The sequence below is a fragment of the Massilia sp. 01N410 genome (assembly GCF_056399665.1).
Map to the genome: position 1 here is coordinate 1 of NZ_JBFTRV010000004.1, position 12,644 is coordinate 12,644.

The following is a 12,644-nucleotide window of genomic DNA, read 5'->3' on the forward strand; positions in this document are numbered from 1 at the left end:
GGCCCAGGCCGCCCGTCCGGCGGCGGCCGCCGCCGCGGCCGCGCCTGCCCGTGCGTCCGGCGCCGCACCGGCTGCCGCCGCACCGCAGGCACCGCAGACACCGCAGCAGGCAGCTCCGGCGCAGCAGGCAGCTCCAGCGCAGCCGGCGCCCGCATCCGCCGCCGGCGCAGCCCTGAGCCCGGCCCGCGCCGCCATCAATGCCGCGCTGGAAGCGGCCCGCGCCGCCGCCCGCATGACCACCGGCGGTGGCGGACGCCGTCCGCCGCCAGCCACTGAAGCCCCGGCGGCGGCGGCGCAGGCACCCGCTCCCGTCCCGGCACCTGCGCCCGGACCGGCGCCGATGGCCAGCGCCGCGCCCGCGCCAGCCGCGCGTCCTTCCGCACCGGCCCCATGGGACCAGCCGGCCGCGCGCCCGCAGCCGCAAGCCGTCGCCCAGCCACAGCCGGCCATGCGCCAGGCCCAGCCTCAGCCGGCCGCTCAGGCGCCCGCACAGGCACCCCGGGGCTATGAACAGGCAGTGGCCGACGACGAGCCGCCGTCCTGGGTCACCGAATTTTCCGACGACACCGCGGTCGCCGCCGAGGCCCCGGCCGCGGTCAGCGCGCCGCCGGCCGCGCGGGTCCAGGCGCCGAGCGCGCCGCCGCATCCTTACGTGGTCACGCCGGTGCCGGAGATCGGCTGGGATGGCAACTGGCCGGCGCTGGCCGCCTCGCTGTCGCTGCGCGGCGTGGCCCAGCAGCTGGCCTTCCAGACCGAGCTGGTCAGCTGTACCTCGGACGGCTCGTCGGCCAATTTCCGCCTGCGCGTGCCGGTCGATACCCTGCGCGCCAGCGGCAACAGCGAGAAGCTGTGCGCGGCCCTGCAGGAATGCTTCCCGGCGGTGCGCGTGAACATCGATACCGAGATCGGCCCGGTCTGGTACACCGCCAGCGTCGAAGCCAGGGTCCGCCGCGAGCAGTTGCAGCGCGAGGCCGAGGAAACCGTCGGCGCCGATCCCTTCATCCAGGCCCTCGAGCAGACTTTCGACGCCTTCGTGGTGCCGGGCTCGGTACGTCCGATCGGTACTTGACCGGGTCTTCACCACTTTTTCGTTTCACCCGACTTTTTTGGAGAACACCACCATGATGAAAAACCAGCTCGCAGGCATGATGAAGCAGGTCCAGGCCATGCAGGACAATATGAAGAAGGCGCAGGACCAGCTGGCTCTGGTCGAAGTCGAAGGCCAGTCGGGCGCCGGCATGGTCAAGGTGGTCATGACCTGCAAGAACGACGTCAAGCGCGTCACGATCGATCCTTCGCTGCTGGGCGACGACCGCGACATGCTGGAAGACCTGGTCGCGGCCGCCTTCAACGACGCGATCCGCAAGGCCGAAGCGACGACCCAGGAAAAGATGAGCGGCCTGACCGCCGGCCTGCCGATCCCGCCGGGCTTCAAGATGCCGTTCTGATGTTCATCGTCTCCCTGCACTATACGGCGCCGCTGGCGCGCATCGACGAACTCCTGGCGGCGCACTGCGCCTTCCTCGACAAGCAGTATGCGCGCGGCCTGTTCCTGATGTCGGGCCGCAAGGTGCCGCGCGACGGCGGCGTGATCGTGGCCCAGGCCGCCAGCCGCGCCGAGCTCGAGGACGTGCTGCGCGAGGATCCCTTCCAGCAGGCCGGGGTGGCGCACTACGAGATCACCGAATTCGTTCCCGTCATGACGGCGGAGCCGCTGGCCGCCTACCGCGCTGCCTGAGCGCGGGCACATCCGGATCACCATCATGTCCAAATCGCTCGACTTCTTGACCGAGGCCCTGCGCCGCCTGCCGGGCGTCGGGCCGAAGTCGGCGCAGCGCATGGCCTTCCACCTGCTGCAGCACGACCGCGAAGGCGCCGCCATGCTGTCGCGCGCCCTTTACCAGGCGGTCGAGGCGGTGCACCACTGCGCCATGTGCAATACCTTTTCCGAGCTCGAGGTCTGCGAGCTGTGCGCCGACCCCGAGCGCGACCATGCGCTGCTGTGCGTGGTCGAGACCCCGGCCGACCAGCTGATGATCGAGCAGACCCTGACCTACAAGGGACTGTACTTCGTGCTGATGGGCCGGCTGTCGCCGCTGGACGGGATCGGCCCGCGCGACCTGCACCTGGAAAAGCTGGTCGGCCGCGCCACCGACGGCATCGTCAACGAAGTCGTGCTGGCCACCAATTTCACCAACGAGGGCGAGGCCACCGCCCATTACATCAGCGAAATGCTGAAAGCGCGTGGGCTGAAGGTCAGCCGCCTGGCGCGCGGGGTTCCCGTAGGAGGCGAACTCGAGTATGTGGACGCGGGCACGATTGCGCGCGCCATGCTCGACAGGCGAAGTGCATAATGAGCCTCCCACAAGGGACCGCCAGGGCCGATGCATGAGGCCGCCGGCGCCCTTGGGCTAGCGGGCCAAGGCCTCATTTGACCGGAGTTTGACCGGAATCGAGCATGCACCTCGTCGACATCACGATGTTTTACGCGGCCGAAGGAGGCGGCGTCAGCACCTACCTGAATGCCAAGGCGCGCTGGCTGGCGCGCCGCGGCCGCGTCCAGCACACCATCCTCAGTTCCAACGTCGAAACCTGCGACGATTCGCTGCCGCCGCTGGTGCGCATTCCCGCCGCCAACGTGCCGGGCTTCCACGGTTTCCGCATGCCGCTGTCGGTATCGCGCGCGGCGCGCCTGCTGGAATCGGTCAAGCCCGACCTGGTCGAGGCGGGCGATGCCGGCCACTGCGCCTGGGCCGCGCTGCGCATGCGCAAACGCCATGACGTGCCCGCGGTCGCCTTCTACCACTCGGACCTGCCGCGCCTGGTGCGTCCGCGCCTGGGCCGCTGGATCGCGCACGGCACCTGCCGCTACCTCGCCAATCTCTACCGCCAGTTCGACCTGGTGCTGGCGCCCAGCCGGGTGATGGTCGAGCATCTGGAGTCCATCGGCGTGCACGGTGCCGTCCAGCAGCCGCTGGGCATCGATTCGCGCGTCTTCCAACCGCTGCGCGAGGACGAGGCCCAGCAAGAGACCCTGCGCGAACAGCTCGGCCTGGATCCCGACACCCGCCTGCTGGTCTACGCCGGCCGCTTCACGCCGGAAAAGAAGCTGCACGTGCTGATCGAGGCGGCACGCAAACTGGGCGGGCGCTACCACCTGGTACTGGTCGGCAGCGGTGACGAGTTGCCGCGCGCGAACAACCTCACCATCATTCCTTTCCAGCGCGACCAGCGCCAGCTCGCCCGCCTGCTGGCCAGCTGCGACGTGCTGGCCCATCCGGGCGACTGCGAGACCTTCGGCCTGATCGTGCTCGAAGCCATGGCCTGCGGCCTGCCGGTCGTCGGCACCAACCGCGGCGGCGTGGCCGAGCTGGTCGACCGGGAAACAGGCATCCTGGCCAAGCCGGACAGCGTCGCCAGCCTGGCCGAAGCGATCGAAGCCATCTACTGGCGTGACATGGTCCGCATGGGGCAGGCGGCGCGCCGCAAGGCGGTCGAGCGCTACGACTGGGACCAGATCCTGCCCCAGGTGCTGGGTCGCTACGACGTGCTGCTGGGCGGCTACCAGCCCGTCCAGCGCGAACCGGAGCGTATCTGTGTTACCGACTGAAGCGCCGGACAATACCAAACCGGGCATGCTGTGCGTGTCGATCCACGACGTCGCGCCCGCCACCTGGCCCGACTGCCTGCGCCTGGTGCAGGCGATCCGCGCGGTGGCCGACATCCCGCTGACCTGGCTGGTGGTGCCGCACTATCACTTCCGCCCCGAGCGCTCGCCCGCGATGGAGGCGGCCCTGGATGCGGCGCTGGCGCGCGGCGACGAGCTGGCGCTGCACGGCTACAGCCACCTCGACACCGAAGCCAGGCGCGGCGGCCTGCGCGCGCGTTTCCTGCGCAACGTGTACACGCGGCGCGAAGGCGAATTCGCGGCGCTCGACTACGACGAGGCGCGCCGCCGGCTCGAACTCGGCCTGGACTGGTTCCGCCAGCGCGGCTGGACCCCGGCCGGCTTCGTGCCGCCGGCCTGGCTGCTGGGCGAGGGCGCCTGGCAGGCGCTGCGCGAATCGCCGTTCGCCTATACCACCACCTTCAGCCACTTCCACTGCCTGCGGAATGGCCCGGTCGTGAAATCGCCGTCGATGGTGTACGCGGCGCGCAACCGCAGCGGCCGCTGGCTGTCGCCGCGGGTGGCCGACGCCACCGCCGCGCTGCTGGCGGACGGGCCGCTGGTGCGCTTCAGCCTGCATCCGCCGGACGCGCGCTATCCCGAGCTGGTGCGGCATACCCAGCGTGCACTGGAACGCCTGCTGGCGCGGCGCAGCGCCGTCACCAAGGCCGAGTGCGCGAAGCGCCTGGCCGGCGAGCTGCCGCTTACCAGTACGGACCCCAATAGCCGCCTCCACGCCAGTAGCCGGGACCCCAGCCCGCGTAATAGCCCGGGGACGGTCCATAGCGCTGCAGATCGTCCTTCGTGCTGAGGTTCACGATGCAGTTGCGCCAGGGATCGGAATCGGGCGCATAGCCCAGCCGCGCGCAAGCGGGGCCGTAGACGGTGATCATGTTTGCGGCCTCGGCCTGTTTCTGCGCGGCCCGTTCCTGCGGCGTCGTGCAGCCTGAGGCGGCGATGGCGAGACAAAGCACGCCAGCAACTGAAAATGATGACATAGGACCTCCATGTCGACGGCGCCATGCGCCTTGCATCAGAATAGCGCAGGCTGGCGGACAGCGCCAATGCACGTCGAATGCCTGCTTCACGCGCAGCGGTAGTGGTTTTCTGGCAAGATGCTCGTTTTGCGAGGGAGACGGGGATGGCACGACGGGCATGGCTGATCTGGACGCGGCGGCTTGGGCTGCTGCTCGTGGCGCTGCTGGCACTGGCCGTGCTCGGGGGCTGGCTGTTCCTGCGCGCCAGCCTCGCCCAGCTCGACGGCAAGCGCACCTCGCCGCTCCTGTCCGGCTCGGTAACAGTGGCGCGCGACGCCAACGGCGTGCCGACCATCAGCGGCGCCAACCGCCTCGACCTGGCCTATGCGACCGGTTTCGTGCACGCCCAGGAACGCTTCTTCCAGATGGACCTGCTGCGCCGCAGCGCCGCCGGCGAACTGGCCGAGCTGTTCGGACCGAAAGCCCTGCCGCTCGACCGTTCCCACCGCCTGCACCGCTTCCGCGCCCGCGCCGCCGAGGTGCTGGCGCGCCTGGGGCCGCAGGAGCGCGCCTTCCTCGAGCGCTACGCGGCGGGCGTCAACGACGGCGTGAACGCGCTCGGCGCACGGCCCTTCGAATATGCGCTGACCGGCGCCGCGCCGCGGCCGTGGACGGCGGCCGATTCCCTGCTGGTGGTGTGGGCCATGTACTTCGACCTGCAGGGCAACCAGGAAGCGCGCGAGCTGGCGCGCGGCTGGCTGGCCCGCAATCTCGACCCGGCCCAGCGCGCCTTCCTGCTGCCCGAGGCCAGCCAGTGGGATGCGCCGCTGGATGCGCCTGCGCTATCGCTGGCGCCGGCCGCGATTCCCGCCACCGCGGCGGCCTGGTGGGGCCGCAAGGAGGCGGTGCCGCCGCGCCAGCTGGCCGGCGTCGGCTTCGTCGATTCGGTCGGCAGCAATAACTACGCGCTGGCCGGCTCGCGCAGCAGCAGCGGCGCGGCGATCGTCTCCGACGACATGCACCTCGGCCTGCAGCTGCCGAACATCTGGTACCGGCTGGCGCTGCGCTTCCCCGATGCGCAAGGAGCACAGCGGCGCGTGGTCGGCGTCAGCCTGCCGGGCGCGCCGCCGCTGGTCATCGTCGGCAGCAACGGCCACGTGGCCTGGTCCTTCACCAACAGCTATGCCGACACGCTCGACCTGGTCCGCCTCGACACCGACGGCGACCATGCCGGCCAGGTGCGCCTGCCTTCCGGCTGGGAGACGCCGGCCGAGCACGCCGAAACCATTCTCGTCAAAGGCCAGGCGCCGGAACGCCTGAGCGTGCGCGAGACCAGCCTGGGCCCGATCCGAGAAGCCGGCGGCACGCTGTACGCCGTCCACTGGGTCGCGCATTCGCCGCAGGCGCTGAACCTGGAACACCTGAAGCTGGAATCGTCGACCACGCTGGACGAAGCCCTGGCCGCCGGCGCCGCCGACGGCATCCCGGCCCAGAACATCGTCGCCGGCGATGACCACGGCAACATCGGCTGGACCGTGGCCGGCGCGCTGCCGCGCCGGGACGAGGCGGGCCGCGGGCTGGCGGTGTCGTTCCCGTTGGCAGGAGAGGGCGCCGCGCCGACCTGGCGCGAGCTGCTGGCGCCGGCCGCGCATCCGCGCGTGGTGAACCCGCCCGGCGGCCAGCTGGTGACGGCCAACAGCCGCCAGCTGTCCGGCCCGGACGCCCAGCTGCTCGGCGACGGTGGTTTCGACCTCGGCGCCCGCGCGAGCCAGTTGCGCGACGGCGTGCGCCGGCTCGGCGACAAGACCGACGTCCCGGCCGTCTTCCGCGCCGCGCTCGACGACCGCGCCCTGTACGTGGCCGGCTGGCGCGACCGCCTGCTGAGGGCACTCGACGACCGTGCCGTCGCCGGTCATGCCGGCCGTGCCGAGTTCCGCCGCCTGCTGAAGGACAGCTGGGACGGGCATGCCAGCACGGCATCCGTCGGCTACCGCCTGGCGCAGCAGTTCCGCTGGTCGCTGTATGAGCTGCTGTTCGCCGGCGCCAACGCCGAGATGGAAAAGCTCGACCCGAAGGCCAGCATGGTGGTCGCCACCTCACGCTGGCCGGCGGTGCTGGAGCGCCTGCTGGACGAGCGTCCGGCGGCCTGGCTGCCGCCGGGCTACGCCAGCTGGCAGGACCTGCAGCTGGCCGCCGTCGACCGCGCCATTCTCGAAATGACGAAGGACGGCACGCCGCTGGCGCAGGCCACCTGGGGCCAGCGCAATACGGCCGCGATCGCGCATCCGATCAGCATGGCCCTGCCTTTCCTGAAGCGCTGGCTGGCCGTGCCGCCCGACCAGCTGCCGGGCGACGCCAACATGCCGCGCGTGGCGGGACCGAAGTTCGGCCAGTCGGAGCGGCTGACGGTGTCGCCGGGACGCGAGGAAGAGGGCCTGTACGACATGCCGGGCGGGCAGAGCGGGCATCCGCTGTCGCCCTGGTTCCTGCGCGGGCATGAGGATTGGGTGAAGGGGACGCCGACGCCGCTGTTGCCGGGGCCTGCTGTGCATACCCTGCTGTTTTCGAGGTAGGGTGGACACTCCGAGCCCACGCGTGGGCAGGGAGCGCCCACCCTACGCTATTTGGCACCCACCGGCACCCAAAGCGACTGCAGCATCCCGGTAACGGTATCCGCCGGCGCCGGCCGCCCCAGGTAGAAGCCCTGCACCAGGTCGCAGCCGTATTCCTCCAGCAGCACCAGCTGCTCGCCGGTCTCGACGCCCTCGGCCACCACCACCATCTTGAGCCCGTGCGCCATCGCGATGATGGCGCGGGTGATGGCCGCGTTCTCGGAATCCTGGGGCAGGCCGCTGATGAAGCTGCGGTCGATCTTCAGCGCCCGCACGTCGAAGCGCTTCAGGTAGTTCATCGACGAATAGCCGGTGCCGAAGTCGTCGATCGACAGGTAGACGCCGATGCCGCGCAGCTGCTCCAAGGTGGCCATGGTCGCCTTGGCGTCGTCCATCAGCGTGCCCTCGGTCAGTTCGAGTTCCAGCAGGCGCGGATCGAGGCCGGTGTCGTGCAGGGCCGACAGCACGATCTGGCTCAGGTTCTCGTCCTTGAACTGCTTGGCCGACAGGTTCACCGCCATGCGCACCGAGCGCCGGGTCAGCTTCTGCCAGGCGCGCGCCTGGCTGCAGGCGGTGCGCAGCACCCATTCGCCGATCGGGACGATCAGGCCGGTCTCCTCGGCCAGCGGAATGAACTCGGTGGGCGAGACCACGCCGCGCTCGGCATGGCGCCAGCGCACCAGGGCCTCGACGCCGACGATCTCGGACGAGCGCACGTCCAGCTGCGGCTGGTAGAGCAGATACAGCTCGTCGTTCTGCAGCGCCTTGCGCAAGCCGACTTCCAGCTTCACGTGGCTCATGATCTGCATGGTCAGCGAGGACGAGTACAGCTTGGCGTTGTTCTTGCCGCAGTTCTTGGCGTGGTACATCGCGGTGTCGGCGTACTTCAGCAGCGAATTGCAGTCGTCGCCGTCCTCGGGGAAGAGCGAGATGCCGATCGAAGCGGTCACGAAGATCTCGTTGCCCTCGATGATGAAGGGGCGGCGCATCGCATCCTTCACGCGGTGGGCCACGTTCAGCGCGTGCTCGACGCGGTCGAGGTCCGGGATCAGGATCGTGAATTCGTCGCCGCCCAGGCGGGCCAGGTTGGTGCTCTGGCGCGGCTCGCCGTCGCGGGTGAGGGAATCGCCGCGCGACAGCAGGTCGCTCGGGCGGATGGTCTCGCGCAGGCGGTCCGAGACCTGCTGCAGCAGCTGGTCGCCGACATTGTGACCGAGGGTGTCGTTGATGCGCTTGAAGGCGTCCAGGTCCATGAAGAGCACGGCGAACTTCTTGTTGCCGATCTTCGAGCGCTGCAGCTCGCGCTCCAGCATTTCCAGGAAAGCCTGGCGGTTCGGGATGCCGGTCAGGCTGTCGCAATAGGCCAGGCGGCGAATCTGCTCTTCGGCGCGCTTGCGTTCGCTGATGTCGCGCACCAGTCCCAGCACCTCGTTGGGCCCGGTGGCGACCAGGCGCGCCTCGAAGTGCTGGGCCTGGCCGAAGCGGATCAGCTCATACTCGACCGAGCGCACCTGCTGGATCCGCAGCGCGACCTCGACCTGCTCCAGCATGCGTTCGGCGATCTCGCGCGGCAGCACCTCGCTGATGTGCTTTCCCACGCATTCGTCGGCCGCGACGGCCTCGCTCTCGCCTGGCCGCTCGCGGCCCGGATTCTCCCGCCGGCTGCCCGTACGCCCCGGTTCATAGTCGAGGTAGATGCCGCCGCCGTTCATGCGGAAGAAGGTGTCCGGGATCGCCGCCAGCACCGCGCGGTTCTGGGCATCGGCGATGCGCAGGCGGACGATGGCGTCGCTGGCGCGTAGCACGTACAGCACCCGGTGGCCGAGGATGGGCCAGTTGATCGGCTTGGAGACGAAGTCGGTGGCGCCGGCCTCGTAGGCGTTGGTGACGGCATCCAGGTCGTCGCCGCCGGTGACCATCACGATCGGCACGCTGGCGCCGTTTTCGAGGTCGCGGATCGCGCGGCAGGCGGCGAAGCCGTCCATGCGCGGCATCTCGACGTCCATCAGGATCAGGTCGGGCGAGCAGTCGCGCGCGACCTTCACGGCCTGGGCGCCGTCCTCGGCCTCGATGGCGTCGAGGTTGACGCCCTCCAGCATCTCGAGCATCAGGAGGCGCATCACCGGATCGTCGTCGGCGACCAGCACGACGCCGCGGCTGTTCGCGCGTTGTTTGGAGCAGGGGGCTGCCATGTCAGGTTTCCTTCTCAAGGATGGCGTTGAGCGAGTCGCGGACGGCCTGGAACTCCTGTTCCATGTTATTCAGGAGGGAATCCGCGCCTTCGGTGGTGTCGGCGCGGCCGAGATGTTCCATCTCCTTGCACAGGGCGGCGAGGGCTTCGGCGCCGACGTTCGCGCTGGCGGATTTGAGGGTGTGGGCGATGCGCCGCACGTTGCCGGTGTCCATGCCGTCGATCGCGCGGCGCAGGGTACTCAGCTGCTGCGGGGTGTCGTCGACGTAGGCGTTGATGACCTTCTGCACCAGGGCGTCGCCGCGCTCGCGCGACAGCATGCGGATCTTTTCCAGCGCCACGCGGTTGATGACGTCGCGCTGGATCACCTCGATCGAGGCGCGCGGCAGGCGCGGCGGCTCGTCGTCGTGGTGCACGGTGGCGGCCAGCGGCAGCGCCATCCAGCGGCCGATCACGGCGGCCAGTTCCTGCTGGGCGAAGGGCTTGGACAGGTAATCGTCCATGCCGGCGGCCAGGCAGGCTTCGCGGTCGCCCTGCAGCGCGTTGGCGGTGATCGCGATGATGGGCAGCACCCGTCCGCGCCCGGCTTCGCGCTCCTCGCGGCGCATCGCGGCGGTGGCGGCAAAACCGTCCATCACCGGCATCTGGCAATCCATCAGCACGCAGTCGTACTTGCCCTCGCGGAGCATGTGCAGGGCCTCCTGTCCGTTGCGCGCGCAGTCGACGTTCAGCTCCAGGCTCTCCAGCATGGCGCGCGCCACTTCGACGTTGACCGGGTTGTCCTCGGCCACCAGCACGCGGCGGGCGCGCGGCCGCTCGCTGTCCTGGCGCAGCGGCCGCGAAGGCACGAAGCGCGCCGCCGGCGCCACCTGGCCGCGCGGACGCGTCGCCAGGCAGGCGAACAGGTCGGCGGCGCGCGCCGGCTTGATCAGCTGGTAGGCCACCCCGGCCTCGCGCCGCTGGACCGGATCGGCCGCCAGCTTTTCCGGAGACAGCAGGATCACGCGCGTGGCGCGGGTCATGGGATCAAGCTTGACGCCGGCCGCCAGCAGCAGGCCGCTGGCCTGTTCGAGTTCCATGTCGAGGATGGCGGCGTCGTAGGGCTGGCCGGCGCGCGCCGCGTCGTGCAGGCGCTCGAGCGCTTCGTCGGCGCTGTCGGCGCCGTCGCATTCGACGCGCCAGGCGGCCAGGTGGCGCTCCAGGCCCACGCGGCTGCTCTCGCTCTCGTCGACCACCAGCACGCGCAGACCGTCGATGGTGTGCTGGTGGTCGCCCGGCGCATCCGGATCGACGCGGCGCTTGTCGAAGGCCACCGTGAACCAGAACACCGAGCCTTGCGGGCGCGCGTGCTCGACCCCGATCGAGCCGCCCATCAGCTCGACCAGCTGCTTCGAGATCGCCAGCCCGAGCCCGGTGCCGCCGAACTTGCGGGTGGTCGAATCGTCGGCCTGGGAGAAGGCCTCGAACAGGCGCCCGCGGGCTTCGCGCGAGATGCCGATGCCGGTGTCGTGCACCTCGAAGCGCAGCATCACGGCCTGGTTGTCCTCGCTGGCGATGCGCACCCTGGCCAGGATCAGCCCTTCATTGGTGAACTTGATCGCATTGCCCAGCAGGTTGGCCATGATCTGGCGCAGGCGGTTCGGGTCGCCGCAGATCGCCACCGGGATGTCGTTGGCGATGTCGAAGTGCATGGCGATGCCCTTGCCCTCGGCCTGCGGCGTATAGACCGTGTGGATGTCGTCCAGCAAGTCCCACAGGTTGAAGTTGATGTACTCGACGGTGAGCTTGCCGGCCTCGATCTTCGAGAAGTCGAGGATGTCGTTGATGATCACCAGCAGGTGCTCGCCCGACTGCTTGACCAGCTGGGTGTAGTTGCGCTGGGTCTCGGTCAGCTCGGTGCCGAGCAGCATTTCGGCCATCCCCAGCACGCCGTTCATCGGGGTGCGGATCTCGTGGCTCATGGTGGCCAGGAAGGCACTCTTCGCGCGGCTGGCCGCCTCGGCCGCGTTCTTGGCCTTTTCCAGCTGCTCGGTGCGCACCGAGACCTGGCGCTCGAGCTCGTCGCGGTGGTGGGTCAGGGCCTGGCCGCGGCCCTCCACCTGGGCCAGCATATTGTTGAAGCTGTCGATCAGCGTGCCCAGTTCGTCGTTGCGCTGGTGGGCGATGCGCAGCGTGTAGTTCTGGCTGGCGGCGACCTTCTGCGCCGTGCTGATCAGCTTGGCGATCGGGTCGGCGATGCTGCGCCGGATCCGCCGCGCCAGCACCCAGGCCACCAGCATGGCGCTGGCCAGCGCCGCCGCCATCACGCCCATCCCGCGCGCCATGCCCAGCCATACCGGCAGCTGGTCGGCCTCGACCATGACGGCCCCGGCCGCCTCGCCGCCGGGGCCCGCGGGTACCTGGCGGTAGACGCGCATGCTCGGCAGCCAGGGGCGGCTGGCGGCGCGCGTGGCTTCCTCCAGCGCGTCGCGGCCAAGCTCGGGCAGGCTGTCCAGCTGGGCGCCGCGGCTGCCGTCCGCACGCCAGGAGGCGAAGGGACGGCCGTTGCGGTCGTACAGCACGGCGGCCTCGAGGGCAGGCCTTTCCTGGGCCGCGGACAGGATCTGGGCCGCCAGCTTGCGGTCGTTGAACTGCAGGGCATCCTGGCTGCTGCGCGCCAGCACCTGGGCCAGGGCGCTCAGTTCCGCGGCTTCGTTGCGGCGATGCTCGGTCACCGTGGTCGTCGCGAAGGCGGCGTAGGCGACCAGCAATGCACAGCCGGCCGACAGCAGGCACATGGTCGTCAGTTTCTGGCTCAGGCTGGAACGCTCGAATGTCGGCATAGTCGGGCCTAGTCTTCAGGGAAAGAGCTTTCCCGCAAGAAGGGACTATAGGGGAGCGGGTGTGCGCCGCATTTGTCGCGTATCAAGACCGCGGGGCAGGGCAGAGGGAGAGGAATAAAAAAGGGACGCACAGTGGCGTCCCTTCCTTGGCATTACACGGGCGTCAGCAAGGACGTCAGCAACAGCCGCCGCGCTTGCCGTTGCCGTAGCGGGCCTGCTGGCGCTCGCGGAAAAACTCTTCGTAGCTCATGATGGGCTGACCGGGATGGGTCTTTTCCATGTGGGCCACATAGGTATCGTATTCCGGCAGGCCGACCATCAGGCGCATGCTTTGCCCGAGGTAGCGGCCCGCCTGTGCGAGCGTGCTGAACATGA

General features: G+C 69.7%; 9 protein-coding genes and 1 pseudogene. 7 read left to right on the forward strand and 3 right to left on the reverse strand.

Going from position 1 to position 12,644, the window contains the following annotated elements:
* The 7 genes and pseudogenes from AC1DOP_RS06635 to AC1DOP_RS06665 form a co-directional block, all read left to right on the forward strand.
* Positions 1-1,069, forward strand: a pseudogene (locus AC1DOP_RS06635) (DNA polymerase III subunit gamma/tau); the annotation flags it as partial.
* A gap of 52 nt (positions 1,070-1,121) precedes the next feature.
* Positions 1,122-1,448 carry a YbaB/EbfC family nucleoid-associated protein gene (locus AC1DOP_RS06640; protein WP_442124706.1) on the forward strand — a complete coding sequence of 109 codons (327 nt, stop codon included), beginning with the start codon at positions 1,122-1,124 and terminating at the stop codon, positions 1,446-1,448.
* The gene (locus AC1DOP_RS06645) at positions 1,448-1,738 is read left to right on the forward strand and encodes a YciI family protein (protein WP_442124705.1); all 291 of its coding nucleotides are present in this window, start codon (positions 1,448-1,450) and stop codon (positions 1,736-1,738) included. Before AC1DOP_RS06640 ends, AC1DOP_RS06645 begins: the two co-directional genes overlap by 1 nt.
* Before the next feature lie 25 nt (positions 1,739-1,763).
* On the forward strand, positions 1,764-2,354 hold the full coding sequence (gene recR / locus AC1DOP_RS06650) for a recombination mediator RecR (RefSeq protein WP_442124704.1): 591 nt from the start codon (positions 1,764-1,766) through the stop codon (positions 2,352-2,354).
* Positions 2,355-2,458: 104 nt separating this feature from the next.
* A complete protein-coding gene (locus tag AC1DOP_RS06655) occupies positions 2,459-3,610 on the forward strand; it encodes a glycosyltransferase (protein ID WP_442124703.1) in 1,152 nt (383 codons plus the stop codon).
* Entirely contained in the window at positions 3,597-4,478 is an 882-nt protein-coding gene (locus tag AC1DOP_RS06660) for a DUF2334 domain-containing protein (protein ID WP_477250568.1), read from the forward strand. Before AC1DOP_RS06655 ends, AC1DOP_RS06660 begins: the two co-directional genes overlap by 14 nt.
* A 330-nt stretch (positions 4,479-4,808) precedes the next feature.
* Positions 4,809-7,217, forward strand: coding sequence for a penicillin acylase family protein (locus AC1DOP_RS06665; protein ID WP_477250570.1), 2,409 nt, complete (start codon positions 4,809-4,811; stop codon positions 7,215-7,217).
* 47 nt (positions 7,218-7,264) lie between these two features.
* Here AC1DOP_RS06665 and AC1DOP_RS06670 read toward each other — a convergent pair whose 3' ends face one another.
* The 3 genes from AC1DOP_RS06670 to AC1DOP_RS06680 all read right to left on the reverse strand — a co-directional run bounded on the left by AC1DOP_RS06670 (position 7,265) and on the right by AC1DOP_RS06680 (position 12,642).
* Positions 7,265-9,448 (reverse strand): putative bifunctional diguanylate cyclase/phosphodiesterase, encoded by a 2,184-nt coding sequence (locus AC1DOP_RS06670; RefSeq protein WP_442124700.1) that lies wholly within the window; start codon positions 9,446-9,448, stop codon positions 7,265-7,267.
* A 1-nt stretch (position 9,449) separates the two neighbouring features.
* Positions 9,450-12,269 (reverse strand): hybrid sensor histidine kinase/response regulator, encoded by a 2,820-nt coding sequence (locus AC1DOP_RS06675; RefSeq protein ID WP_477250572.1) that lies wholly within the window; start codon positions 12,267-12,269, stop codon positions 9,450-9,452.
* Between the two features lie 175 nt (positions 12,270-12,444).
* Positions 12,445-12,642: a YbdD/YjiX family protein gene (locus AC1DOP_RS06680; protein WP_435574093.1), complete on the reverse strand. Its 198-nt coding sequence runs from the start codon at positions 12,640-12,642 to the stop codon at positions 12,445-12,447.
* Positions 12,643-12,644: the final 2 nt, after the last annotated feature.